Origin of the sequence: Hymenobacter sedentarius (assembly GCF_001507645.1) — a bacterium.
In the GTDB taxonomy this organism is placed as follows: Bacteria; Bacteroidota; Bacteroidia; order Cytophagales; family Hymenobacteraceae; genus Hymenobacter; species Hymenobacter sedentarius.
In genome coordinates this window covers 1,564,579-1,590,368 of the sequence record NZ_CP013909.1, presented here as the reverse complement: position 1 = coordinate 1,590,368, position 25,790 = coordinate 1,564,579, and the positions used below count along the sequence as shown (strand labels likewise).

Below are 25,790 nucleotides of genomic sequence, written 5' to 3'. Positions count from 1 at the left end.
TTGCCGTTTCGGTTAAACTGCCGTTCACCGCCAGCCCTTTTTCACGCCCCGCACTCAACATTCAAAACTCAACAATCAACACTTTTCATAATGCGTAATAAAGGATTAATCATCGCCCTAACCGTCGTGGTGACGGCGCTGTGCGCGTACTTCCTGTTCTTCACCTACGTCTCGCGTGGTGTGCAGCAGAAAGCCGTGGCCTACGCCACCCGCGACGGCAAGCTCAACGAAACCGCCCGCCAGCACTACCTCGACTCGGTGTGGCGCGCGCCCGTGTTTGGGCCCTTCACGTACCGCGAGGTGCGCCAGAGCGAGCTCGGCCTGGGCCTCGACCTGAAAGGCGGCATGCACGTAACGCTCGAGGTATCGCCGGTAGAAATCGTGCGGGCCATGAGCGGCAACAGCAAAGACGCCGCATTCAACAAATCGCTGGAGCAAGCCCAGCAGGCTCAGAAAACCAACTCGGGCACGCCGTTTACGGCACTGTTTGCCCAAGCCTGGCAGCAGAACTCGGGTGGCAAGCCGCTGGCTACCATCTTTGCCAACACCACCAACAAGAGCCGCAACATCGACATCAACTCGTCGAACGAAAAGGTGATTGGGGCCATCGACAAGGAAGTTGAAGAAGCCATCGACCGCTCGTTCAACATCCTGCGTACCCGCGTCGACAAGTTTGGCGTGAACCAGCCCAGCATCCAGCGCGTGAAAGGCACCGGCCGCCTCCAGATTGAGCTGCCCGGCGTCGACAACCCCGACCGCGTGCGCAAGCTGCTGCAAGGCCAAGCCAAGCTGGAGTTCTGGGAAGTATGGAACCAGAACGAAGTGGCTCCTTACCTCGTGCAGCTCGACCAGCAGCTGGCCACCAAAGCCGCCGCGCAGAAAGCCGGCGCTACCACCGCTGCTGCCGATACCTCCAAAGCCTTGGCTGGCAACAAAGCCGCCGCGGGCGACTCTTCTTCCCTGGCTGCCCAACTGGCCAAGAAATCGGCTAAGAACGCTGCTGACTCGGCCGCTACGTCGACCAAAGGCGGCGTGCTGGCCAGCCTGTTCACCATGCCCGGCCGCCTGGGTGTGAACCTGCGCGACACCGCCCGCATGAACAGCATCCTGCGTTCGCCGGAGGCCAAAGCCGTGCTGCCCCCCACCCTGGCCCTGCTCTGGAGCCTGAAGCCCACCACCATCGACAAGCAGGAGTACCTGGAGCTGATTCCGGTGCGCAAAACCCGCGACGGCGTGCCCATGCTGAGCGGCGAAGTAATCAGCGACGCCCGCGCCGACATTGGTGCTACCGGCCAGCCCGAGGTACTGATGAACATGAGCCCCGCGGGCTCGCGCAAGTGGGCCAAAATGACCGGCGCCAACATTGGCCGCCAAGTGGCCATGGTTCTCGACGACTACGTGTGCTCGGCCCCGGTGGTGCAGAGCGAGATTACGGGCGGCGGCACCAGCATCACGGGCAGCTTCGCCATTGAAGACACCCAGGACCTGGCCAACCAGCTAAAGGCTGGTAAGCTGCCCGCTCCTACCCGCATTGTGGAAGAAGCCGTAGTGGGTCCTTCGCTCGGCAAGGAAGCCATCAACCAAGGCCTATACTCGTCGCTGGCCGGCCTGCTGATTATCATGATTTTCATGGCGCTGTACTACGGCCGCGCTGGTATCGTGGCCGACGTGGCCCTGCTCTTCAACATGTTCCTGATTCTGGGCGTGCTGGCGCAGTTTGGCACGGCGCTCACGCTGCCCGGCATCGCCGGTCTGATTCTGGTAATTGCCTCGTCGGTTGACGCCAACGTACTGATTTTCGAGCGGGTGCGGGAAGAATTGAACCACGGCCTGGGCCTGTCCGATGCCGTGAACAAAGGCTACTCGCGCGCCTTCTCGGCCATCTTCGACTCCAACGTAACCACGATGCTCATTGCCGTTATCCTCGGCTTCTTCGGCACGGGCCCGGTGCAGAACTTCGCTATCACCCTTGGTATTGGCGTGCTCACCTCGTTCCTGTCGGCCGTGTTTGTGTCGCGCCTCATCATTGAGTGGCTGATTAAGGGCAACGAAAACCACCCGATGACCTTCAGCACGATGATTTCGCGCAACCTGTTCAAAAACCTGAACTTCGACATCGTGGGCAAGCGCAAAATCGCCTACATTTTCTCGGCGTCGGTTATCATCCTCGGCTTTGTGCTGATGTACCTGCAGGGCGGCCCCAACCTGGGCGTCGACTTCCAGGGCGGCCGCGCTTACGTGGTTGATTTCAACAAGACCATGGTGGCCTCCGACGTAGCCGACCAGCTCCGGCCGGCCTTCAAAGGCGCGGGCCTGGAAGTGAAGCAGTACGGTGCTCCAAACCGCCTGCGCGTGACCACCGGCTACCTGGCCGACGACGAAAGCGTAACCGCCGACAAGCAGGTGCGCGCCGCCCTGGACCAGGGCCTGCAGAAGTTTGCTTCGGCCAGCCCACAGGTTCCCTCTGCTTCGAAAGTGGGCGCTACCATCGCCGACGACATCAAGCGCACTTCGGTGCTCTCGTTGGGTCTCACGCTGCTGGGCATCTTCGTGTATGTATTGTTCCGCTTCGAGAAGTGGCAGTACTCAATGGCTGCCGTTATCGCCCTGTTTCACGATGCCTTGCTCGTGATTGCCGCCTTCCCCATTGCGCGGGCCTTCGGCGTGAACTATGAGATGGACCAGATTTTCGTGGCGGCCGTGCTGGCCATCATCGGCTTCTCGATGAACGACACGGTGGTTATCTACGACCGTATTCGGGAGTACCTGCGCGAGAACCCCAAGCTGACCTTCGCCCAGGTGGTGAACCCGGCCCTGAACTCCACCTTCTCGCGGACGATGATTACGTTCACGACGGTGTTCCTGGTGGTGCTGGTGCTGTACATTTTCGGCGGCGAAACCCTCCGTTCGTTCTCCTTCACCATGATTGTGGGCATCATCTTCGGCACGTACTCGTCGCTGTTCATCGCCACCCCGATTATCCTCGACACCTACGGCAAGAAAGAGGAGCGCGAGCGCCTCGCCGCTGGCGAAGACGTAACCGGCCTACCCGGCGACGCCCCCAAGCTGAGCACGGCCAACGTGTAACATCACTGATTTTTCGAATTGAAGCGGATTTCACGGATTTCGTGGCCGATTCAGTTCCTGAGACTCAAGGTAAAAAAGCCGCCCGGTGGGCGGCTTTTTTTGTGTGGGCATGGTCGGGGCGCGGCTACGCAGGAGCGCATGTCATTGTCCACAAAATCCGTGAAATCCGCTTCAATCCGAAAAATCAGTGATTAGGCAACCCTTTTTGCTTAACTTCCGAGTCGTTTAAACAAGCCTATCTACCGCTGCATTATGCTGCACGTCGTCCCCTCTGATTCTGGCCCTCCGGCACTGCCGGAGCTGCTGGCTGCCTGCCGGCTGCAGGAGCGGGTGGCCCAACGCCGGCTGTACGGCCAGTTCTACGGCTATGCGATGAGCATTTGCCTGCGCTACGCCCGCAACCGCGACCAAGCCATGGAAGCGGCCAACGACGGGTTTGTGAAAGTATTCCGCGACGTGGCCCGCTTCGATGCAGCCCGCCATCCCGAAGATGTGCTGGGCTCGTTCCGCGGCTGGCTTAAGCGCATCATGATTCACACCGCCATCGACCACTACCGCGCCAACGAACGCCACCAGCACCAGCAGGAGCTCGACGATGTGTCCCTGAACCAGGCCGACAGTGGCCCCACGCCCCTCGACGCGTTGAGCTACGACGAGCTGCTGGCCCTGGTGCAGCGCCTGCCCCCGGCCTACCGGGCGGTGTTCAACCTGGCGGTGATAGACGGCTTCGGCCACGAAGAAATTGCCGAGCAGCTCCACATTTCCGTGGGCACTTCCAAATCAAACTTATTTAAGGCCCGAGCTCACTTGCGGACGATGCTGGCCCAGTGTACTACTTCTGAAAAAGCGCGCTATGTGGTCGGATAACGATATTGATAAGGCGTTCCAACGCCTGGACCCACCGGACCCCGAGCCCGCCTCCTTCCCCCTGGATGCCTGGCTGCGCCTGGAAAAGGAGCTAGACAAGACGGTGATTGAGCAAGCCGTGCGGCGGAAGCTGTGGCAGTATTTTGCGGCCGAAGTGGCCATTGTGGCCCTGGTGGCAGCCGGCTGGCTGCTGTGGCCCACCGATACGGCCACGCCGGCCGGCACGAGCCCCCTCGCCGCCACGCCGGCCAGAATAGAAGCCACCCATGCACTGATTACTCGCGGCGACGCCAAGCAGCCAAGCCACGCGGCCGCGCCTCAACCGGCGCTCCCGACCAAGGCCCCGGCTGCCGTAGCCCCCGCGTCCTCGGCGCCAGCTGCGGCGAGCGGGCCTTCCACTACTGTGGCGGCCACTACGGCCGCGCCATCGGCTCATGTAGTTCAGCCCAACTCATCGCGGTTTATTGCTGCCGTTGCTCCCGACGCCCCCCGCAGGCCAGTTCGCACAGCCCCTTCGCAGGCTGAAAATCTGGCTATCCACAATGGGTTGAGGGTAGGTACTGCCGCCTCATCTACATCACGAAAGACACTGCTGAAAGCCGAAAGAATTCAGCTCAATTCGCCGCGCAAAGCCGCGGTGCCCGTAAGCTCTTCTCAAGCAGCAGTAGCCGCTACTTCTGCGGAGGCAACTTCCGCCAAGACCAGATTAGCAGCTTCAGAATCCAGCTCAATTTATTCCGCGTCATCTCATTCTGCGAACCGGCGCGCCATTGTTCCTTCGGAGCAGCCCCGTAGTACGGCTCCGGCGGCTAACACGACGGAAGCCGCTACGGCTGGCCAAGCAGCCACCAGCACTGGGGCGCTAGAAGGCTCGGGCGTAGCAGCCGGGAGCGCTGGTGAAGAACCTGGCCTGACCGGGCTGGCTTTGCGGCCGGTGGCGTTGGAGGTTGGTGCGGCGCCGGAGTTTCCAGTTGCGCTGGGGACTGGCGCGATGGTGAGCGTGCCCAACGACGCGCCACTGCCCGTACCTGTTCGACAGCCCCGCTTTTACGTGGGCGTGGTGGGGGCACCCGATGTGACGACCGTAAAATTTGCCAGTGTCCAAAGCCCGCTGCTCAACGTCGGGGTGACGCTGGAGTACCGCCTGACCAACCGCTTGCGGCTGACTACGGGCCTGTTGCGCTCCACCAAGCAATACACGGCCCGCCGCGAAGACTACAACTGGGGCGCCTTTTCCCAGCAGGTGGCGCAGTACGACTTCAAGGACGTGGAGGGCACTTGCCAGGTGCTGGACGTGCCCCTGAACCTACGCTATGACTTGCTCACGCAGCCCCAGTACAAAGTATTCGGCAGCCTGGGGCTTTCCTCCTTCTTTATGCAGCGCGAGCGGTATTCTTACCCCTACGTGTACCAGAACATGGCGCGCTACGCCGAATGGGAAGTGGTGAATGCCAACCGCCACCTGTTCAGCATCGCCAACCTGTCGTTCGGCTACGAGCGCAGCCTGAGCACCCGCTGGAGCCTGCAGGCCGAACCCTACCTCAAGCTGCCCTTGGGCGGCGTAGGCGTGGGCAAGGTGCAGCTGGTGAGCGGCGGCATCTTTTTTGGAGCCAAATACGGGTTCTAACCCCGGCCCGGGCGCGCCACGGCAACGACCAGCCTTTTCTACCAGCCTCATATTATGCCCGAGATGTTGAGCCAACATTCTTACCGGACCTTGTCCCGCCAGCTTGTGGCGGGTGCCGCCCTGCTGCTGAGCGTGGCGGCCAGCTGCACCTACTCACACGGCGACCCGGACGCCACGCCCGTCCCCTGCGACGCTTCGCCGCAGTCCGTGACCTACGCAGGAGTCATTTCGCCCATTTTCGACGCCCACTGCCGGGAGTGCCACGGCAGCAACGTGGCGTCCGTGCTCGGCGGCGGCAACGACTTCGGGAGCTACCAAACCATCAAACGCTACCCGGCCGCCAGCATCCTGAACTCCATTCAGCACACGCCCGGCTACGATGAGATGCCCAAGGGCCGGGCCAAAATCCCGGAATGCGACATCCTGCGCATCAAGGCGTGGATAGACGCGGGCCAACTCAACAATTAACCCCTACTGCAATGAAACGCTCCTTGCTTTTGCTCTTTTTGCTGCTCACGGCCCTGGACCATGTCCAGGCGCAGAACAAGTACATGACCAAGAACGGGCGGGTATCCTTTTTTTCGTCCAGCCCGCTTGAGGATATTGAGGCCAAAAACCAGCAGGTGGCGGCGGTGCTGGACTTTAATACCAGCCAGCTGGCTTTTGCGGTCCCTATCAAGGGGTTTGTGTTCAAGCGCAGCCTGATGCAGGAGCACTTCAACGAGAACTACATGGAGTCAGACAAGTACCCCAAAGCCACCTTTTCGGGCCGCTTTCTGGGCTTTGATGCGGCCGCGCTAGCCACGGCCGGGCCGCACAACGTGCAGGTAGAGGGCGACTTGACCGTGCACGGGGTCACGCATCACATTCAGGTACCCGCCAGCGTGGAGCTGAGAGGCAGCCAACTAATAGCCTTTTCCATGTTCCCGGTGGCCCCCGCCGATTATAACATCCAAATACCGGCCCTCGTGCGCGACCACATTGCCAAGGTCGTGAGCGTGCGCGTGGACCTGACCTGCGACCCCGCCCCCGGCGCAGTGGGCGCCGCCCGTTGAGCTATTTTTATTCATCTCCTTCTGCTGCTATGGCCCATTCCGCCCGCTCCACACTTTACTTCACTGGCCTGCTCCTGGCTTCCCTGCTCGCTTGGGCGAGCCCGGCCCAGGCGCAAAATGACCTGCTGCACGACCTTGAAAAGCAGACCGCTGATTCGACCAAAAGCGAGGTGGTGGCGGCCACGTTCAAGGGCACGCACATCATCAACGCCCAATCGGTGGAGACTACGGGCCCAGGCATGCTGGCCTTCCTCATTCAGCACCGCTTTGGCACGCTCAACAGCGGCGCCTACAATTTCTTTGGCCTTGATCAGGCCGTGCTGCGCCTGAGTTTTGAGTACGGCATCACCAGCCGCCTGGCCGCCGGCATTGGCCGCAGCTCGCAAGACAAAACCTTCGACGGCTTCCTCAAGTACCGGGCCCTGCGCCAAACCACGGGCCCGCACGCCGTGCCGGTTTCGGTCACGCTGCTGGCTTCGTCGGCCATCACCACCCTGCGCTTCAACGACCCCACCGTGGAGCGCACGCCGGCTTCACGCCTCGAATACGTGTACCAGGCCCTGATTGCGCGCAAGGTCAGCCCCGACCTCTCGGTGCAACTCATGCCCACGCTGGTTCACCGCAACTTTGTGGCCACCTCGGCCATGCAAAACGACGTGTACGCCATCGGGGCGGGCCTGCGCCAGAAGCTCACCAAGCGCATTGCCTTCACCGCCGACTACTTCTATCTGCTCCCGGGCAATACGGCCAATACGTTTCGTAACGCCCTCGGCGTCGGGGTCGACATCGAAACCGGCGGCCACGTCTTCCAGCTGCACGTCACCAATTCCAAGGGCATGACGGAGAAGTTCTTCGTGCCCCAAACGGATGGCAATTTCTTCAAGGGCGACATTTATTTCGGCTTCACCATTGTCCGGAATTTTACGATTAAGTCGCAGCTGTAAGGACGCGCCTGTGATTGCGAGAGCAGCGCGGCAATCCTTCCTCTCTGTGCGACCAACCCTGAGTTGTGACAAGCCCTTTTAAAGTAACAAGCCCCGACACTGCGTAGTGCCGGGGCTTGTTACTTTATTGGGCTGGTCGCTGAGACCAGGACGGATTGCCACGGCCTGCAGCCTCGCAATGACAGGTCCTAAATTATACCGTAATGCCTTCGGCAACTACGCTTTGCACTTCGGGCACCATGCGCTTGAGCAGGTTTTCGATACCGGACTTAAGCGTGACGGTGGCCGACGGGCAGCCCGAGCACGACCCCTGCAGGTTCACGGTCACAATGCCTTCGTGGTAGCTTTTGAAGGTGATGTTGCCACCATCCTGCTCCACGGCGGGACGCACGTAGTTGTCGAGCAGGTCGATTACTTTTTGGGCAATCTGACCTTCCTGCTGGGTGGGGTCGCCGGCGGTGGCGGCTTGGGCAGCTTTTTGCTCAGCGGCGGGGTCAACCAGGAAAATGGGGCCACCGGCCTCTACGTAGCTCTTCAGGAACTGGCGCAGCTCGGGGATGAGCTGGGTCCAGGCCAGCTCAGGCTGGTTTTTGGTGACGGTAACAAAGTTCTGGGCGATGAACACGCGGCCCACGTAATCGAAGCCGAACAGCTCCTGCGCCAACGGCGAGTTGGCAGCAGCTTCGAGGGTGGGATAATCCACGCTCACGCCATCGGCCAGTAAGTTCGAATTGAGGACAAATTTCATGCTCTCCGGGTTGGGAGAAGCTTCGGCATAAATAGAAACAGCGGACATGGCTTGGGGCTTAGTATCGGAAGGGGAACGTCGCAGTGCCTGCGACACATCTAAGGTACAACCGCGTTGGGGCGGCAGAGGTTGCAAATGTACCTACATCATTTGATGTAGCGTGGAGTCTGCGAGTCCGCGTGTGGAAAGAAGCGTTCGAAAGTCGTCATGCATGGACTCACAGACTCCACGCTACAGCCGGTTGGCGCGGGCGCGCAACAGCAAATCGGCCAGCACCAGCTGGGTCATGGCTTCTACAATGGGTACGGCGCGCGGCAGCACGCAGGGGTCGTGGCGGCCACGGCCTACCAGCGTAATGGCCTCGCCCTGGTCGTTGATGGTCTGCTGGGGCTGCAGCAGTGTGGCCACGGGCTTAAAGGCCACGCGGAAATTGATGTCCTGGCCGTTGCTGATGCCGCCCTGGCTGCCGCCGCTGTGGTTGGTGCGGGTGCGCACGGCGCCGGTTTCGTCGGTATAGAATTCGTCGTTGTGCACCGAGCCCGGCAGGCGGGTGCCCGCGAAGCCGGAGCCAAACTCGAAGCCTTTCACCGCATTGATGCTGAGCAGGGCGTGGCCCAACACGGCGGGCAGCTTGTCGAACACGGGCTCCCCCAGGCCGGCGGGCACGTGGCGCGCTACCCCAGTGATGACGCCGCCCACGGTATCGTGCGCGGCCTGGGCCTCGCGGATGCGCGCTTCCATGCGGGCAGCGGTGGCGGGGTGCGGGCAGCGCACGGGGTTGGTATCGATAAGGCTCAAATCCAGGTCCTGGTACTCGAGTGGCACTTCCACTTCGCCCACGGCCGAGACGTAGGCCAGCACCTCAACCCCGAAATGCGCAAGCAACTGCGCGGCCACGGCCCCAGCGGCTACGCGCGCCGCCGTTTCGCGGGCCGAGCTGCGGCCGCCGCCGCGGTGGTCGCGCCGGCCATACTTGGCGTCGTAGGTGTAGTCGGCGTGGCTGGGGCGGTAGGCGTGGGCAATGTGGGAGTAATCGTCGGAGCGCTGGTCGGCGTTGGGAATGAACAGGCTGATGGGCGTGCCCGTGCTGAAGCCCTCGAACAAACCCGACTGAATTTGCACGGTATCGGCTTCCTTGCGCGGGGTAGTGAGGTCGGACTGGCCAGGCCGGCGCCGGTCCAGCGCCGCCTGAATGTGGGCGGCTTCGACGGGCACCCCCGCCGGGCAGCCGTCAATGATGACGCCGATGCCCGCCCCGTGCGACTCGCCAAAGGTGGTAATGCGAAAGAGGGAGCCGAAGGAATTGGACATGAAACGAATGAAAAAGGAAACGACGCCGGAGCAATCAGGAAGCGCAAAGGTCGGCATGCCGCCGGGCTTATCCCAGCCCTTGGGCTGAGATTGAGCTAAGGACGGCGCCCCGCCCGCCACCAGCCAAACCCGGCCACCCCGGCCAGCCCAAGCAGCACCCAGTCGGAGTAGCGCCGCACGTCGCGGTACACGTCCAAGGACTGCATAGTGGTATCGGCATTGGCCAGCGCCGGGCCGTAGAATGGGTCATCTTCGGGCTTGGGCAGCGGCGCGGGCGTGCCCACATCGCCGCGCACCTTGGGCCGTAGCTCTGGGCGCAGGGTATCGTAGCGGGCCGTGGCGGGGTTGAACACTACCAGCTGCAGGAGGCTATCGAGGGGCAGGGTGCCGGGCTGCCGCGCCACCAGCCGGTAGCGAAACAGCTTGCGCCCGCCGCCCGGCGCGGGCACCTCGCTCACCTCGGGCCCGTACACTTCCAGCCCCGGCCGGGCGGCGAAAGCCGGCGCCAGCAGCGCCGACAAATTGCCGCGCCCCTCCACCCCAAACGTGTACGCAAACGACTGCCCCACCCGAAACGTGGTCCGGCTGATGGCCTCGCGCACCCGGTAGCTGCCCACCGCCACGGCCCCGCGCTGGGCCTGCTGCGGCAGGGGCCGCACCTGCACCGTGGTGCCCAGGGACAAATAGGTTTTGTACCCCGCCAGCCGGTTATCCTGCCCCGGCTCGGGCTTTTTGAGAAACTTGAACTTCACCATCGTCAGGGCCAGGGGCGGGAAGTGCAGGGGCTGAGTGGTGAGCGGGTAATACACGTTCTCGGCCAGCCGGAAGCGCAGGTAGAGCTGGCCTTTGCTGCGCACGGTATCGGGCGTGACGCTGGGCTCCGGGCCGGGCTCCTGCCACGCCGAGGCCTGGTGCAGCTCGCGCAGCAGCGGCGGCAGTTGGTCGGTGAAGTCGTGAAACGCCAGCTGGGCCTGGTCGGCGGGGGTGAGGTAGAAATACAGCCCTACCCGCACGCCTTCGCCCACATACACGCTGGGCCGGTCGGCCACCACGGCTAGAAAGGCCCGGTCGGGCAGTTCCTGGTACAGCGCGGGCTTGGGCTGGCCAAAGAGCTTGTCGAGGTCGCCCACTGCCTGGAGCGGGGCTGCGGAGTTGGCCGGCTTAGTCAGCGCCGCCGAGTTGGCGGGCTGGGCCGGCCCCACCCGCACCGTAGCGCCACTGCTGCGCAGAATCACGCCGTTCACGGTGAGCTGAAATGGCTTGATGGTGTATTCGCCCTCGCCATACGGGATGTAGCGCTGCGTAATGGTGAGGTCGGTGAAGCGGCGGCCCTGCACGATGCGCGTGGTGGTGGTGCTGGTTTTGCCGATTTTCTTAAAGCCTTCGAGTTCGGGAAAGTCCGAATACTTCTCCAGCGCCCCGCCGCGCAGCCGAAACCCCAACGTGAACATCCCCGTGACCGGCAGCATGGCCGGGCCGGGCACCAGCGCCACCTCCGAGGGCGTCGTAGGGCCCGGCTTGGGCGGTGCGGCCGCACTGGGTTTAGCTATTGCCGGGGCGGTTGGGCTGGGCGCTGCCGGAACGGTGGGCCCAGGCTTGGCCTGAGTGGCCGGGGCGGGCGCGCCAGGCTTGGACTGAAGAACCGGAGCCGAAGCCGAGGGCTGATGCTGAGTGACAGGGGCCGCCGGGCTGGGCTTTGGCTGAGCGGCGGGCGCAGCAGGGGTTGGGCTGGTGCTGGGCAGCGTAGTGGGCTGGGCGCGGCCCGCACCTGCGCTCAAGCAGCCCGCCAACAACGCTACCCACCCAAAATACTTTCCCATAGTCTACGGCTCGTTACGCGCCCCTAAAAGTAGCTTTAAACGCCGGAATCTAATTTTTCTCGAAGAATTACAATTACGACGATTAACAACAAAACGGGGTTGCGTTAAAAAAATTTGGGGTTTGCAAATCCTTTAGTACAACTATTCACGTATCTGCCTCCAAATCCCCCAGCTGTTCTGGTTTAAGCCGCTAAAAACTGGGCTTCCGGCACCGGCTGGAATTCTATTGCCTTTCCCCTAAGCTTTCAATTTTTCACCTAACCGTTCCCATCTCATGTCTGACAACCTTCAGCCCCGTGGCTCCGACGATGCTACGTTCGCCCAGCCGCTGTACACGCCCATCAAGCGGCGCTCCTTCTTCATGTATGCCGGTGCCACGGCCGGCGCTACCGCCCTTGTGCTGGCAGGTTGCTCGAAGGATTCCGATAACACCCCAACAAACAACGGCATCAGCCTGGGTTCAGGCGATGTAGGCGTGCTCAACTACGCTTACGCCCTGGAGCAGCTCGAAGCAGCATTTTATGCCCAGGTTGTAAAAACGCCGGCTGCCGACTTTAAAGCCGGTGAGTTGGCCTACTTCACGCAAGTAGCCGCCCACGAAGCCATTCACCGCGACTTCTTCAAGGCCGCGCTGACCAACGTAGCCAAAGTAACGCCGCTGCAGGACCTGACGCCCAATTTCAGCTCCATCGACTTCACCAAGCGCGATAGCGTCCTCGGCACCGGTAAGGCTTTCGAAGACCTTGGGGTAGCTGCTTACAACGGCGCGGGCAAACTGCTCAAAACGCCGGATTTCTTGGTGCTGGCCGGCAAAATCGTGTCGGTGGAAGCCCGCCATGCTGCCTTCCTCCGCGACCTGATTACGCCCGGCTCGTTTGCCGCCGACGACCAGGTAGACGCCAACGGCCTCGACAAGGCCATGACGCCGGCCGAAGTATTGGCCATTGCCGGCAAGTACATCACCCAGACGTTGAACGCCGATAACGTCGGTAAATAACTCCTTCCACTTCGTAAATACCTTTTGTTATGAATTTCTTCAAGATTATCGAACAACTCGCCGAAGTGGACAGCGACGCTCTGGGCCGCTTCGATTCGCGCCGCGCCGTGTTCCAGTCCCTGGGCACATTTGCCAAGCGCTCGGCCCTGGCCACCACGCCCGTATTGCTGGGCAGCATGTTCCAGAAAGCCTACGCCGGCACCAGTGTCGACACCCCCATCGACATCCTGAACTACGCTCTGACGCTGGAGCTGCTGGAAGCCGACTTCTACCGTCAGTTTGTAGCCGCTGGCACTGCCACCGGCGCCGGCGTAGCCGCCATTGCCCAGATTAAAAAGCACGAAGACGCCCACGTCGCCCTGCTCACCAACGTAATTAAAGCGCTGGGCGGCACCCCCAAAACGGGTGTTAAGTTCAAGGCTTCGGCTTTCCCGGCGGCTTACGCCGACCAGCTGGTAGTGGCTCAGGTACTGGAAGACACCGGCGTGCGGGCCTACAAAGGCCGCGCCGCCGAGCTGACCGGCACGGCCGACCAGAACATCACGGGCATTGGCAATGTCAACCTGCTGACCGTGGCCCTGCAAATCCATTCGGTGGAAGCGCGTCACGCGTCGCACATTCGCTACATGCGCGGTAAAAACCCATGGGTTACCACCGGCGAAGACGTTTCGAGCAACGCCGCGTACACCGGCGCCATCCCGGAGAGCAACGTGACCCAGGCTGGTTTCAACCTGACCACGGCACTCGGCACGCCTTACTCGGCCGTCGACGTGGCTGCCTCGTTTGACGAGCCCCTCACTCCTGCCGAAGTGCTCGATATGAGCCGCGCCGGGGGCCTGGTGGGCTAACCCTCATAACCAGACCACCGCTTAAAAGCCGGTCCTGCTCACGCGGGGCCGGCTTTTGCATTTTGTTTCAGCCCGCCGAATTCAGTGATGCCGCAAGCTTTTTTGGCGGGCATGCCACCCCTGCGGCTCGGCGAGTATCTTTGTCGATAGCGGCCGGGTGCGCTTGGGCATCCACCGGTTCTTTTCTTATGTCTGATTCGTATTTTCCCCAGCCCGGGGCCCTGCATCGTCGCACTTTTTTACGGGTAGCGGGCGCCTCGGCGGCCGCGGCCTCGCTAGTACTGGCCGGCTGCTCCACCGACACGCCCACCCCAGTCCCCGTCAACCCCAACCTGCTTACCCTGGGCAGCGCGGACACTGGCCTGCTCAACTACCTCTACTTGCTGGAGCAGCTCAAAACCGCCTTTTACCAGAAAGTGGTGGATGCGCCACCGGCTGATTTGCGCACGGGCGAAAAGGCCATCTTCGACGACCTGCGCGACCACGAGCTGGTGCACCGCGAAACCCTGCGCTACGTCCTGGGCACCGATGCCTTCGACGCCGCGTTTTCCAAGCCGCTGGTTTTTGACTTTTCGTCCCTCACCCTCACCACCCGGGCCGGGGTGCTGGCCGGCGCCCAGCAGCTCGAAGACCTCGGCGTAGCGGCTTATACCGGCGCGCTGCGGCTGCTCAAAACCATTACCACCGTGAGTTTGCTGGCCAAGGTGGTCTCGGTGGAGGCCCGGCACGCCGCCCTGGTCCGCGACCTGCGGACGCCGGGCTCATTTGCCGGCGACGACGTGGTGATAAGCACCGGCGCCCTGCAGAGCGTGAGCCTGGCCAAGTCGCCCGTGCAAGTAGTGGCCGAGGCCAAAGCTTTTTTCCTGCCCATCGTGGTATCCACCGATTCGCTGCCCACGGCTTAGGCCGGCCGCTCTTTTTTGCCCGTTCCCGCATGAACCTTCTCTCTTTTCTCGACCAGCTTAGCGCCGTCGATGCTTCTCCGGCTGCGGCCCCGCGCCGCCACTTGCTGCGCCAGTTGGGCCAGGCCGGTGCCAAGGCTGCCGCGGTGGCTTTGCCCCTAGCCCTGGCGCTGCCGGCCCAAGCCGCGCCCACCGACGCTTCCCTCGACAGCACCCTGCTGCTGCTCAAGCTCGAAGAGCTGCTGGCCGCGTTCTACACCCAGGCCCTGGCCGCGGGCGCCGTGCTTTCCAACGCCGCGCAGGCAGCCGTGCGCCCCGACTTCGAGCGCATCCTGGCCCAGCAGCAGAACCACGCCCGGTTTCTGCGCACCTCCCTAACGTCGGGCGGCCTCACACCGCCCGCCACGCCCGCCTTCGACTTCAGCGGCCGCAAGAACAACGCCGGCAACCCCACGCTGTTTCCGAACGTGATGACCGACTACAACGCCTTCCTGCAACTGGCTCAGCAGCTCGAAGACGCCAGTGCCAGCATTTACCTGGGCCAAATGGTCACCTTCAGGAGCGACCGGCTGCTGCTCGATGTGGTGCTCCGCATGCAATCGGTAGAAGCCCGGCATGCCTCGCATATCCGCACGCTGCGCCGCAACACCCAGAGTGGGGCCGTGGTAAAAAACTGGCCCAGCGCGGCCGATACGCCGCCCACTCCCGCCGTGCTCGTGCCCAGCCCCGCGGGCGGCAGTGCCGCGCCCGTATCCATCTACAGCTTCGAGACCAACGAAAAGCAAGTGGTGACCGGAGCCAACGTAGTGCCGTTTGCCAGCCTCCTCACCGGCAGCATCGCCGTACAAGCCGGAGCTTACGCCTCGGCGTTTGACGAGCCGCTGCCCACGGCCCAGGCCACGGCCCTGCTTAACCTCTTTAGCTAGGCGAACACAAATTTTTGGCTTTAATGTGCAAAGGAGCGGCCCAGGCCGCTCCTTTTGCGTATGCCCCCCGCAGACAGCGTAAAAAAGGCTTTAGACTTTGCGCGGACTCACTTCCTTTTCGTATCTTTATACTAGTTGGCAGCCAAGCTCTTCCGTAGAACTTGGCGCCTTATTTAGTCGTCTTTATTCTTCACTCGTACTCCTGTTCCTATGCTAGATTACGTGAAAATGATTCTGCTGAAAGTAAGCTTCAACAAGGCACTTTTTGAAAAAGAACTCCGCAAGGCCCTCAAGATGCTCGTGCCCACGGAAGTACCCGATTTTCGCAGCTGGTGCTACCAGCAGTTCGCCAGAATCTACCGCAAGGTGCTCAAGCGCGTTTTCGGCAGCCTCGACCAAAACACTTTGCAGGTCGGCCTGGGGTAATCAGCCCGTAGTGGGGTAGCGTGGGTATCGGCAGTCCTTGGAAAGCGACTGCGGAGGGCCTGCTGGTGGCTACTCACCATCGACCACAAACTTAATATTGCGTTTTAGCCCTTCGTAGCCCGTGCGCTTCACGGCCGACTGGCGGAACAGCTCCGTGAATAATTCGTGGGTGATTTCGCGCCAGTCGCCGGGCGTCAGGTCTTTGAGGCCGGGTGCGGGGTTGAACTGCGGCTCTTGGTGCGGCTTCGAAAATCGGTTCCAGGGACACACGTCCTGGCAGATGTCGCAGCCGAACACCCAGTTGCCGAACTGCCCGGCCACTTCCGTCGGTATCTGGTCCTTCAGCTCAATGGTGAAGTAGCTGATGCACTTGCTGCCGTCTACCACGTAGGGCTCGGTAATGGCTTGGGTGGGGCAAGCGTCGAGGCATTTGGTGCAGGTGCCGCAGTAGTCCCGGATGGGGCCGTCGGCAGGCAGCTCCACGTCCACTATCAGCTCGGCAATGAAGTAGAACGAGCCGGTGCCGGGGGTTATTAGGTTGGAGTTTTTGCCCACCCAGCCCAGGCCGCTTTTTTTAGCCCAGGCCTTGTCGAGCACCGGCGCCGAATCGACGAAGCACCGCCCGCCGATGGCGCCGATTTCGGCTTCCATGTCGGCCAGCAGCGTCTTCAGCTTGTCTTTGATGACGAAGTGGTAGTCACGGCCGTAGGCGTACTTACTGATTTTAAGCGTTTCGTCGGGCTGCTGGTCCTCGGGCGCGGGGTAGTAGTTAAGCAGCAGCGAAATCACCGATTTAGCGCCATCCACGAGCAACCGCGGGTCGAGGCGCTTATCGAAGTGGTTTTCCATGTAGCCCATCTTGCCGTTCATCCGCTTGGTGAGCCAGGTTTCCAGGCGCGGGGCTTCTTCCTCCAGAAACTCGGCCTTAGAAATACCGCAGGCCATGAAGCCCAGCTCCGCCGCGCGGCGCTTGATGAAGGGGGCCCATTCGGACTGAGGAAGCATGGGCAAAGGGTGTTGGAAATGCGAAGAAACAAGAAACGCGCCGCTGGGGGCGGCGCGTTCCGGTGTAGCGCGGACTTTTAGTCCGCGCCTGCCTCACCTATGCGCGGACGAAAAGTCCGCGCTACAAAGAATTACTGCGTAACCTCATCAAACAGGCTGGCGCCGTTGTTGCCGCGCAGGTGGTTGGGCAACAGGCGGCCCAGGTGCTGGTAAGCCGCCTCCGTGGCTTCGCGGCCGCGCGAAGTGCGCTTGATGTAGCCTTCCTGAATGAGGAACGGCTCGTACACTTCCTCGATGGTTTCGCCTTCCTCGCCGCAGGCCGTGGCGATGGTGCTGATGCCCACCGGGCCGCCCTTGAACTTGTCGATGATGGTGGTCAGGATGCGCTTGTCCATGTCGTCGAGGCCGCGGGCGTCTACGTCGAGGGCGTTGAGGGCAAATTGAGCTATTTCCACCGTGATGGTGCCGTCGCCTTTAATCTGGGCGAAGTCTCGGGTGCGGCGCAGCAGGTTGTTGGCTATGCGCGGGGTACCGCGCGAGCGGCGGGCAATTTCGAAAGCCGCGTCCTCGTGGATGGGCGTGCCCAGAATCTCGGCCGAGCGCAGCACAATGGTGGTGAGCAGCTTCGAATCGTAGTATTCCAAACGGGCCGAAATGCCGAAACGAGCCCGCAGCGGCGCCGTGAGCATGCCCGAGCGGGTGGTGGCCCCCACCAGCGTGAAGGGCGACAGCGAAATCTGCACCGAGCGGGCATTCGGGCCCGAGTCGAGCATGATGTCGATGCGGTAGTCCTCCATGGCCGAGTACAGGTACTCTTCCACCACGGGGTTGAGCCGGTGAATCTCATCGATAAACAGCACGTCGTGCGGCTCCAGGTTAGTAAGCAGGCCAGCTAGGTCGCTCGGCTTGTCCAGCACCGGGCCCGAGGTCATCTTAATGCCCGAGCCCAACTCGTTGGCAATGATGTGCGAGAGCGTGGTTTTGCCCAGGCCAGGAGGGCCGTGCAGCAGCACGTGGTCGAGGGCATCGCCGCGCTGCTTGGCGGCAGCCACGAATACCTTCAGGTTTTCCAGAATCTTTTCCTGGCCCGTAAAGTCACCGAACGACAGCGGCCGCAGGGCCTTGTCAATATCCTTGTCGGTGGCATCCAAATTATCGGTGCCGCCCGTGAGATAGGCTTCGCGCATAATGATATTTACTAAAATTATTGGTTGCAGCTTGCTAACCAGATGAGAAACCGCACCGCTGGCAAAAAAGCTCCTTTACCATTCAAAAAAATGCTTTTTGCTGCTGTTGTGTAGAGAACAGCAAAGTGGCTCGCAGATACTTCCCTTTATCCTTGTCTTAATCGTTTGTCATGCTGAGCCTGCGACGCATCTTCTCACGTTCGGATGAAACGTGCAGCGGTGATAAGATGCTTCGCTGCGCTCTGCATGACAAGTGGCTTTAGCATGAGAAGAGGTGCCAGCGAGATGCAGGCTACTCGTGCAGCAGCACTTCAATGTCGAGGTGTAGCCAGTCCGATTCCCAGGATTTGTGGTTGAGCCGGGCCGTGAGGTTTTTGCCCGCGTCGAGCAGGCGCGCCACGGTTTCGTTGCGGCCTTCGGGCAGGTAGCCCAGCCACACGTTGGCGGGGTCGGTGGCGGGTGCGGTGTGCACCTGCACGGCCCAGTCGTCGTACTTGTTGGCGGGCTCGCGGCTGAGCAGCAGGGGCTGGCCCACGGTCAGGCCGGGCTCGTATTGCACGAGGTTGTCGCGGTGCGAGGTGCCGGCCACGAGGCATTCGAGCAGCACGAGGGGTTCGGCGGAAGAGGAAGCGGCGTCTGGCATAAGAGAGCAGTGAGCTAGCAAAGTAACGCCATGCCCGGTACTTACGCCTAGTGTTGGGCCACCGCCGCGGCCGGATTCAGCAGCTGGTACGGCGAATCTGCCTGCGCAGGGCGGCGGCCGGTGAGGCGCAGGGCCAGCTGCTCGGTGGCTTCCTGCCACGCCGGGCGCGGGGTGGGCAGGTCGTCGCGCAGGAGCGGGAGCAGCAGAGCATCGTAATCGGGAGCAAGGGCCAGGCAGGGCTCGTTTACCACCAGGCGCTTGGGCGGGAGGCCATCGCCGAGGCTTTTCAGGCCCTCCGCCCCTACCATTACCAGGTTGCCTTGGGCATCCAGCAGCGCGGCGGTGAGCACGAGCATACCCACGGTGCCAGTCAGGTCTTCCAGGCGTTTGAACGGCGCTACGTGGCCCGAGCCCTGGTCCAGATAATAATCGGTGGGCACACCCGAGCCAGTGGCCGAAAGGCTTGAACCCTCTTTCTTCCGGGATAGGTGCAGGCTGGCTTCGCGTACCATGGGCACGAGCAGGTAGTCGAGTTTTTGGGTGGCCATCAGCTCCACCAGGGCTTTGCGGGTAGGTCCCTGGCCAGCCCAACCGGCCAGCTGCACGCAGTTGTAGCTGGCGCTGGAGCACTTCAGGTTTTGAACGTAGCCGGGCAGAGTGCCGGGCAGCTCCTGGGCACGGGTGCCAAAGAATACGTCGGGCAGGTTGTTGGGCTTGGCTTCGGTAGGCAGCGCCACGGCCAGCATGCCCGGCTGCCGGCTCAGGAACCCGCTGATGGAATCGAGCAACACCTGCGCCCGCGTCTTGCCCACGATGTACCGGGCCGCGATGTGCTGCAGCCGCGTGGGCAGCACGCCAATGCGGGCCGTCGTGCCCGGAATGCCCTTGGGCTGGTAGGCATGGTAGTAAGGCGAGTGTAGCACGGCCGTGGGGCCAGCAGGTGCCTGGGCCGACACTAAATAACTGGAAAATATCAGTGGCAGCAGGAAGCTTTGGTAGAGTTTACGCATATAGTCGAGCAGAATAAGGTGAGACTAATAATCACTCGAAAATAATGATAATACCATATGAAATTGAACCAAACACACATAGCAGTAGCAAAAAAGGTCCATTGAGTATATGTAACTGAGCTGCAGGTGGGCTCATAGAATCTGCGAGCCAACGGGTTAACTGGCTCTTGCGATGACAGGAAAAACTTCCCTAAAATCAAAAAGCCGACCCTCATTGAAGGTCGGCTTTTCGTTAGGCTTCAGCTCAAGATGACAAGCGGAGAACTGCTAATGCATGTTGGCTGCGCGGCTAATATTCGACCAGATAAAGGAGTTCACCTTCACGCCAAGCGGTTCCTACCTTGGTGTACACGCAGGTTACCCAACCATCATCGCTAATGTTTACCAGCGCTCGTTTGTGGTCCTTTGAGAATAAAATACCCGAGAGAGAGAAGGCTCTTTCACTTCCGTAGCGTTGCAATAGTGAATCGCGCGCCAGAATGCGTGCCCGCCAGCCTAATCTTTTATTTATGGCTATTACGGTATCCAGCGGAATCACTCTGACCCAAGGTTGCCAAATTTTAGCTTGTTCGAATTTGAATAGCTTACTCGCCGTCAATTGCCGACGCATATAAGCTAAATCCGAGGGGGAGAAATACTTCAGGAGTTGCGTATGCTCATAGCTTCCCTTACCGGCCAACACGAATTTGTAATCATCGTCGGATGAATACGAATGGTCAAGCAAGAGCAGTCGCACAGTTGGTGAATCGGTAGCTACGGCGGCTTGCCGATGGTACTTGCCATCAGGGCCGAGCTTCGCATACACGAAGGGCGGCCGCATCTCCAGCAGGATTGATTCGGCCAGCTGATAGGTCAGCTTTTCGGTAACATGCTGGGCCCGGCACGAGCTCAGCCCGAGAAAAAGCACGAACAGAAACCAGCTACTCCGCTTCATTTAAAATGGCAATGAAAAAGGCTGCTCTGCTTCCAGAACAGCCTTTTTACTGACGATAAATCGGCTATTTAAACGCCTGGATGCCGGTAATATCTGCCCCGGTGATGAGCAGGTGAATGTCGTGGGTGCCTTCGTAGGTAATCACCGATTCCAGGTTCATCATGTGGCGCATGATGGGGTACTCGCCCGTGATGCCCATGCCGCCGTGAATTTGGCGGGCTTCGCGGGCCACGTGCAGGGCCATGTCCACGGAGTTGCGCTTGGCCATGGAGATTTGGGCGCTGGTGGCCTTGCCTTCGTTTTTGAGCACGCCCAGGCGCCAGGCCATGAGCTGGGCCTTGGTGATTTCGGTAATCATCTCGGCCAGTTTCTTCTGCTGAAGCTGGAAGCCGCCGATGGGCTGGCCGAACTGCTCGCGCTGCAGCGAGTACTTCAGGGCCGACTCGTAGCAGTCGATGGCCGCGCCGATGGCGCCCCAGGCAATGCCGAAGCGGGCCGAATCGAGGCAGGAGAGCGGGCCGCGCAGGCCTTCGATGTTGGGCAGGATGTTCTCTTTGGGAATCTTCACGTCTTCAAACACCAGCTCGCCGGTGATGCTGGCACGCAGGCTCCACTTGTTGTGGATTTCGGGCGTGCTGAAGCCTTCCATGCCGCGCTCCACAATCACGCCCTTGATGCGGCCGGCTTCGTTTTTGGCCCACACCACGGCCACTTGGCACTCGGGCGAGTTCGAAATCCAGAGCTTGGCGCCGTTGAGCAGGTAGTGGTCGCCTTTGTCCTCGATTTTGGTGGTCATGCCGCCGGGGTTCGAGCCGTGGTCGGGCTCGGTGAGGCCGAAACAGCCCAACCACTCGCCGCTGGCCAGCTTGGGCAAGAACTTCTTGCGCTGCTCCTCCGAGCCGTACTGGTAGATAGGGAACATCACCAGCGAGCCCTGCACCGAGGCCGTGGAGCGCATGCCGGAGTCGCCGCGCTCAATTTCCTGCATAATCAGGCCGTAGCTGATGTAGTCGAGCCCGCCGCCGCCGTACTCCTGCGGAATGGTGGGGCCGAACGCGCCGACGTCGCCAAACTTTTTTACGATTTCGCTGGGGAAGTGCGCGTCCTGCGCCCACTGCTCGATGTTGGGCGAAATCTCCTTTTTCACGAAGTCGCGGATGCTCTGGCGAATGAGCAGGTGCTCTTCGGTGAGCAGGCCGTCGAGGTCGAAATAATCGGTAAACCCGTTGGCGTTGGTGCTGCCTTTCTGGGCAGAGTGGGCTTTGGACTCCGGGGAGAGGACGTCGGCTTGGGAAGACATGGCGGGGGTGGTGAGGTGGGAGATGCGCGTAAAGATAACAGGCAGCACGGGGGGCTGTTTGGCCCCGGCCCCGGCTACGGCCGCGGTTAGGCACTTAAGTATACCCATGCTTGCGAATAATTACCCTACTTACTGCCCCAAACCCTGCGGCTTGGCCGTAAAGCCCGCATTTCCTTTCCACCCGCCTTTCCCTGGGCTACTCATGAGTCACGAAAAGAAACTAAACGAGCTAGAGGCCACCGCCATTTGCGGCAACGACATTTCCTCCTCCTGCCTGTACGTGTCGGCGCTGGCCATCTCCTATGCCGGGCAGTACGCCTGGCTGGCGCTGCTGCTGGTGGGCGCCATTCTGTTCCTGTTTCGCAAAATCTACGGCGAGGTGGTGGGCGCCCTGCCCCTAAACGGCGGTGCCTACAACGTGCTGCTGAACACCACCAGCAAGCGCAACGCCGCGCTGGCCGCCTGCCTCACCATCCTGTCGTACATGGCCACGGCCGTGCTCTCGGCCAACGAGGCCATGCACTACCTGCACACGCTGTGGCACGGGCTGCCCATCATCTGGGCCACCATGGGGCTGCTGGGGCTGTTTTTGCTGCTCACGCTGCTGGGCATGTCGGAGTCGGCCCTGGTAGCGGTTATCATTTTCATCACCCACCTGGCCTCGCTGACGCTGCTCGTGGGCGTGACCGTCTGGTACCTGGCCATGCACGGCATGCCCAACCTGTCGCTCAACTTCCACGTGCCGGTGAAGGGCGGCAGCATTGTCAATGCGCTGTTTTTTGGGTTTAGCGCGGCCATGCTGGGCATTTCGGGGTTCGAGAGCTCGGCCAATTTTGTGGAGGAGCAGGCCCGGGGCGTGTTCCAGAAAACGCTGCGCAACATGTGGGTGGTGGTCACGGTGTTCAACCCGCTGCTGGCGTTTCTGGCCATTGCGGTGGTGCCGCTGGCCGAAGTGGGCCGGCACGCCGAAACCCTGCTCTCGTACCTGGGCACCGTCGCGGGCGGGCCGTGGCTGGGCATGGCCATCTCGGTAAATGCCGTGGCCGTGCTCAGCGGCGCCGTGCTCACCTCCTTCGTAGGCGTGAGCGGGCTGATGAAGCGCATGACCCTGGACCGCATCCTGCCCCAGTTTTTTCTGAAGGAAAACAAGCGCGGCAGCAACTACTTCATCCTCCTCACCTTTTTTCTGCTGTGCGTGTCGGTGCTGCTCATCACCAACGGGCAGCTGGGGCCGCTGGCGGGCGTGTACACCATCTCGTTTTTGTCGGTGATGGCCTTCTTTGCCCTGGGCAACTTCCTGCTCAAGGGCAAGCGGCCCAGGCTGCCCCGGCCCGTGTACGCCGGCATTCCCACCGTGACGCTGGCCATGGCCGGCGTGCTGCTGGCTTTGTACGGTAACGTCAAGATTCACCCGGAGTACCTGGTTGTGTTCCTGCAGTACTTTCTGCCCACCATGGCCCTGGTGTCCATCATGCTCAACCGCATTGCGATTCTGAATCTGGTGCTCTCGGCCGTGGAGTCGCTGTCGCAGCACTTGCCCCGCACGGCGCGGCTCGTGCGCCTCAAGGTGCGGCAGCAGCTGAGGGAGCTCACGCAGCAGGAGTTTGTGTTTTTCGCCCAGGACGACAACGTCGTCAACCTCAACAAGGTGATGGCCTACGTGGTGGAAAACGAATTCACCAACCGCCTCAAAATCGTGACCTTGCTCAACAAGGGCGAAAAGTACCCCGAAGAACTGCTGAACGACATCCGGGTGCTGGACCGGGCCTACGAAGAGATTGAGGTGGACTTGGTGACCATGGAAGGCCACTTTGGGCCCGACCTGATTGAGGAGCTCTCGAAGAAATGGAGCATCCCCAAAAACTTTATGTTCATCGGCTCACCCGGCGACCGGTTTCCTTACCAGATTTCGGAATTGGGCGGCGTGCGGCTAATCATTTGATTGATTAAAATTAAGCTCGGCTGTCCGCAGCAAGGAGCCTTGCCGGGGGCGCGGGCGTGTAGCTTTTTGGCCTTGCCAAAGCGGCCAGCGGGGTCGGGACCTTATTTCGGCGCGAGCAAGGCCTTTTTTGCAGTTTTTGGGACGAACCGGTGGTGAAGATTTGCTGAAATTGAGTTAATTTAGGGACGTCGGCCGGTGAAACGCCGTGCCGACGACCTGCGTTGTAAGGTTCGCACCGCATCAGCTGTTTTAGCCATGTTCAGTCTTGTCTACGCCGTGGCCTTTTGCGCCTTTTTCCTGTTCGTGCTGGTGATTCCGCGCCGGCGCCGCGCCATGCCCCCGCCCCCGCCGTCCGACGGCGACGACGACGGCGGCGAACCGCACGACCCGGGCCTGCCCGACCTGGACCTGCCCCCCGGCATCTCCCGGCCCATTAACGACTGGGAGCCCGATTACAACAAGCGGCGCATCGGCGTCTGACCTCCCCTGCCGGCCCAAGCAGCAAGGCTTGCGCACTGGGCCGTAAGGTCTCAACCATGAAAATTATATATACAAAGTCTTATTATTAGTCATTACCCACTCATCATTATCCCCGGCCCTAGCCTACTTCCATGGTGTAGGTGGCCGAGAACACCTGGCCCGGCTCCAGCGTCAGAATGCCTTCTTTTTCGCCTAGCTCGCCCGGCTCGCCCGTGGGGCTGGCCACCCCGTGCCACGGCTCCACGCACACGAAGCCCGCGCCGGGCCCTTTGGTCCAGAGGCCGAGGTAGGGAAAGCCCTCAAACTGAAACCGCACAAAATGCGTGGACTTGCGCGAGCGGAGCGTGAGGCGCGTGAAGTCGTAGTGCTTGAAGACCAGCGCGTCGTCCGAGAACAGCTCGTAGGTAAGCGGCAGCTCCCGGGCATTGGTGAGCACGGGGGCCGTTTGGCCGGTTAGCAGGCCGCCTTGCAGCAGGTGGCGCTCCAGCGTCACGGGGTGGTCAAAGGCAAAGAAATAATCTTCGAAGCTTTCGCTTGGCAGCAGTGGGCAGCGCACCGCCGGATGCGCCCCAATGCTGAACAGCAGGGGCTGGTCGGTGGCCGGATTGCGCACGTCCCAGCGCACGGTGAGCAGGGTGTTGCGCAGCGTGTAGGTAATGGTGAGCTCGAAGGCGAAGGGGAAAATGGCGCGCGTGCGCTCGTCGTGCTGCAATTGAAACACCAGCTCGGTGGCCGAATGCCGCAGCACCCTGAACTCCTGGTCGCGGGCAAAGCCGTGCTGGGGCAGTTTGTACTCCTGCCCCTCGTGCCGGTACGTATCGCCGGGCAGGCGCCCCACCAGCGGAAACAGCACCGGCGCGTGGCGGGCCCACACGGCCGGGTCGGCGGGCCACACGTACTCGAGGCCGTCGGCCAAGGTCACAAGGCTGGTGAGCTCGGCGCCGTGGGCCGCAAACGTGGCGCGGCAGCCGGGGGTGGCAAGGGTGTAGTGCGCAGGGGAATCAGGCATCTTTTTTTATGGGTAAGGCGGGCGACGGAGCCGCGCCGCGCAGCAGTTCGTCTACCAAAAAGCAGGCATGGGCAAAGCGGCGGTCCTCATCGCCGGATATCTCGGCAAAGTTGGCCATCCGCTCCCGCAATTCCCGGTGGTAGAGGTCGTAGAACTGCTGGCGCAAATGCGGGTGCTCGCGCAACGGGTCGGGCTGCCAGGGCACATCGATGCCCATAAGCAGCACCAGGTCGTATTGGGCTTCGTGCATTCGGCTCAATATCCAATCAGGGCAGCTGCCAAAGGCGTGCTCGGCCCAGATTTTAATCACCAGCAAGTCGGTGTCGTGGAACACCACGCGCCGGGCCTGCGCCTCGGCCGTCGCCTCGGCGGCCAGTTGGCCCCGGGCTATTTCTTCCAGGTCGGCCGGGGTATAGTGCGGGCCCGAAGCCGCCAGGTATTCGCGGGCAAACTCCGGCGCATACGCCGTGCCGTAGTGCGCGGCCAATCGAGCCGCCAGCGTGGATTTGCCGGTAGATTCCGGGCCAGTAAGAGAAACGCGCAGCAACGTGTGGAAAGGGAAAATTGAGCCGAACTGGCCCGGGAATTATTATCAGATTTCGAACCAGATAACAAACGTGCCTCCCAACAGAATATTCTAGCAGGCCCACAAAGTTGGCATTCTTCGACGATTACACTGCCATTACCGCTTCAATTCTCTCTGTAAAAGAACCCGTAACGGG

At 61.3% G+C, this 25,790-nt stretch carries 24 protein-coding genes; 13 read left to right on the top strand and 11 right to left on the bottom strand.

Annotated features, from left to right (window positions below; all coding sequences use genetic code 11):
* Window positions 1-90: 90 nt before the first annotated feature.
* The 6 genes from secDF to AUC43_RS06550 all read left to right on the top strand — a co-directional run bounded on the left by secDF (window position 91) and on the right by AUC43_RS06550 (window position 7,580).
* Window positions 91-3,087, top strand: a complete 2,997-nt coding sequence (gene secDF / locus AUC43_RS06575; protein WP_071885831.1) for a protein translocase subunit SecDF — start codon at window positions 91-93, stop codon at window positions 3,085-3,087.
* Window positions 3,088-3,339: 252 nt separating this feature from the next.
* On the top strand, window positions 3,340-3,954 hold the full coding sequence (locus AUC43_RS06570) for an RNA polymerase sigma factor (RefSeq protein ID WP_068191218.1): 615 nt from the start codon (window positions 3,340-3,342) through the stop codon (window positions 3,952-3,954).
* Window positions 3,941-5,581 carry a porin family protein gene (locus AUC43_RS20845; RefSeq protein ID WP_157780962.1) on the top strand — a complete coding sequence of 547 codons (1,641 nt, stop codon included), beginning with the start codon at window positions 3,941-3,943 and terminating at the stop codon, window positions 5,579-5,581. The genes AUC43_RS06570 and AUC43_RS20845 overlap by 14 nt, the downstream gene beginning before the upstream one ends.
* A 90-nt stretch (window positions 5,582-5,671) precedes the next feature.
* Window positions 5,672-6,049 (top strand): c-type cytochrome, encoded by a 378-nt coding sequence (locus AUC43_RS06560; RefSeq protein ID WP_068191215.1) that lies wholly within the window; start codon window positions 5,672-5,674, stop codon window positions 6,047-6,049.
* A gap of 11 nt (window positions 6,050-6,060) precedes the next feature.
* Window positions 6,061-6,636, top strand: coding sequence for a YceI family protein (locus AUC43_RS06555; RefSeq protein WP_071885830.1), 576 nt, complete (start codon window positions 6,061-6,063; stop codon window positions 6,634-6,636).
* A 29-nt stretch (window positions 6,637-6,665) separates the two neighbouring features.
* A complete protein-coding gene (locus AUC43_RS06550) occupies window positions 6,666-7,580 on the top strand; it encodes a DUF5777 family beta-barrel protein (protein ID WP_068191212.1) in 915 nt (304 codons plus the stop codon).
* Between the two features lie 193 nt (window positions 7,581-7,773).
* On the opposite strand, the gene AUC43_RS06545 is transcribed toward AUC43_RS06550, so the two are convergent.
* From AUC43_RS06545 to AUC43_RS06535, 3 genes are all read right to left on the bottom strand, one after another.
* Complete coding sequence (locus AUC43_RS06545) at window positions 7,774-8,376, bottom strand: NifU family protein (protein ID WP_068191210.1); 603 nt, start codon at window positions 8,374-8,376, stop codon at window positions 7,774-7,776.
* 183 nt (window positions 8,377-8,559) lie between these two features.
* Complete coding sequence (aroC, locus tag AUC43_RS06540) at window positions 8,560-9,639, bottom strand: chorismate synthase (protein ID WP_068191208.1); 1,080 nt, start codon at window positions 9,637-9,639, stop codon at window positions 8,560-8,562.
* A gap of 95 nt (window positions 9,640-9,734) precedes the next feature.
* Entirely contained in the window at window positions 9,735-11,459 is a 1,725-nt protein-coding gene (locus tag AUC43_RS06535; RefSeq protein WP_099092882.1) for a BatD family protein, read from the bottom strand.
* A gap of 274 nt (window positions 11,460-11,733) precedes the next feature.
* Between AUC43_RS06535 and AUC43_RS06530 the strand changes: the two genes are divergently transcribed.
* The 5 genes from AUC43_RS06530 to AUC43_RS06510 all read left to right on the top strand — a co-directional run bounded on the left by AUC43_RS06530 (window position 11,734) and on the right by AUC43_RS06510 (window position 15,558).
* Window positions 11,734-12,456, top strand: a complete 723-nt coding sequence (locus tag AUC43_RS06530) for a ferritin-like domain-containing protein (protein ID WP_068191204.1) — start codon at window positions 11,734-11,736, stop codon at window positions 12,454-12,456.
* Between the two features lie 29 nt (window positions 12,457-12,485).
* Window positions 12,486-13,304 (top strand): ferritin-like domain-containing protein, encoded by an 819-nt coding sequence (locus AUC43_RS06525; protein ID WP_068191202.1) that lies wholly within the window; start codon window positions 12,486-12,488, stop codon window positions 13,302-13,304.
* Between the two features lie 188 nt (window positions 13,305-13,492).
* Window positions 13,493-14,209, top strand: a complete 717-nt coding sequence (locus AUC43_RS06520; protein WP_068191200.1) for a ferritin-like domain-containing protein — start codon at window positions 13,493-13,495, stop codon at window positions 14,207-14,209.
* 29 nt (window positions 14,210-14,238) lie between these two features.
* Complete coding sequence (locus AUC43_RS06515) at window positions 14,239-15,132, top strand: ferritin-like domain-containing protein (protein ID WP_068191198.1); 894 nt, start codon at window positions 14,239-14,241, stop codon at window positions 15,130-15,132.
* A gap of 210 nt (window positions 15,133-15,342) precedes the next feature.
* Window positions 15,343-15,558 carry a hypothetical protein gene (locus AUC43_RS06510; RefSeq protein ID WP_068191194.1) on the top strand — a complete coding sequence of 72 codons (216 nt, stop codon included), beginning with the start codon at window positions 15,343-15,345 and terminating at the stop codon, window positions 15,556-15,558.
* A 69-nt stretch (window positions 15,559-15,627) separates the two neighbouring features.
* Here the strand turns inward: AUC43_RS06510 and queG are convergent, their stop codons facing one another.
* From queG to AUC43_RS06480, 6 genes are all read right to left on the bottom strand, one after another.
* A complete protein-coding gene (queG, locus tag AUC43_RS06505) occupies window positions 15,628-16,563 on the bottom strand; it encodes a tRNA epoxyqueuosine(34) reductase QueG (protein WP_068191192.1) in 936 nt (311 codons plus the stop codon).
* Between the two features lie 131 nt (window positions 16,564-16,694).
* Complete coding sequence (gene ruvB, locus AUC43_RS06500; RefSeq protein ID WP_068191190.1) at window positions 16,695-17,750, bottom strand: Holliday junction branch migration DNA helicase RuvB; 1,056 nt, start codon at window positions 17,748-17,750, stop codon at window positions 16,695-16,697.
* Window positions 17,751-18,042: 292 nt separating this feature from the next.
* The gene (locus AUC43_RS06495; protein WP_068191188.1) at window positions 18,043-18,393 is read right to left on the bottom strand and encodes an HIRAN domain-containing protein; all 351 of its coding nucleotides are present in this window, start codon (window positions 18,391-18,393) and stop codon (window positions 18,043-18,045) included.
* Window positions 18,394-18,440: 47 nt separating this feature from the next.
* Window positions 18,441-19,403, bottom strand: a complete 963-nt coding sequence (locus AUC43_RS06490) for a hypothetical protein (protein ID WP_068191186.1) — start codon at window positions 19,401-19,403, stop codon at window positions 18,441-18,443.
* Window positions 19,404-19,692: 289 nt separating this feature from the next.
* Window positions 19,693-20,337 (bottom strand): hypothetical protein, encoded by a 645-nt coding sequence (locus AUC43_RS06485; RefSeq protein ID WP_068191184.1) that lies wholly within the window; start codon window positions 20,335-20,337, stop codon window positions 19,693-19,695.
* A gap of 64 nt (window positions 20,338-20,401) precedes the next feature.
* Entirely contained in the window at window positions 20,402-21,637 is a 1,236-nt protein-coding gene (locus AUC43_RS06480) for an acyl-CoA dehydrogenase family protein (protein WP_068198310.1), read from the bottom strand.
* A gap of 202 nt (window positions 21,638-21,839) precedes the next feature.
* Between AUC43_RS06480 and AUC43_RS06475 the strand changes: the two genes are divergently transcribed.
* A complete protein-coding gene (locus tag AUC43_RS06475) occupies window positions 21,840-23,579 on the top strand; it encodes an APC family permease (protein WP_068191182.1) in 1,740 nt (579 codons plus the stop codon).
* A 255-nt stretch (window positions 23,580-23,834) separates the two neighbouring features.
* Window positions 23,835-24,059, top strand: coding sequence for a hypothetical protein (locus AUC43_RS06470; protein WP_099092881.1), 225 nt, complete (start codon window positions 23,835-23,837; stop codon window positions 24,057-24,059).
* A gap of 118 nt (window positions 24,060-24,177) precedes the next feature.
* Here AUC43_RS06470 and AUC43_RS06465 read toward each other — a convergent pair whose 3' ends face one another.
* Both AUC43_RS06465 and AUC43_RS06460 read right to left on the bottom strand, forming a co-directional pair.
* Complete coding sequence (locus AUC43_RS06465) at window positions 24,178-25,068, bottom strand: aldose 1-epimerase family protein (RefSeq protein WP_068191180.1); 891 nt, start codon at window positions 25,066-25,068, stop codon at window positions 24,178-24,180.
* A complete protein-coding gene (locus AUC43_RS06460) occupies window positions 25,061-25,615 on the bottom strand; it encodes an AAA family ATPase (protein ID WP_068191178.1) in 555 nt (184 codons plus the stop codon). Before AUC43_RS06460 ends, AUC43_RS06465 begins: the two co-directional genes overlap by 8 nt.
* Window positions 25,616-25,790 lie beyond the last annotated feature (175 nt).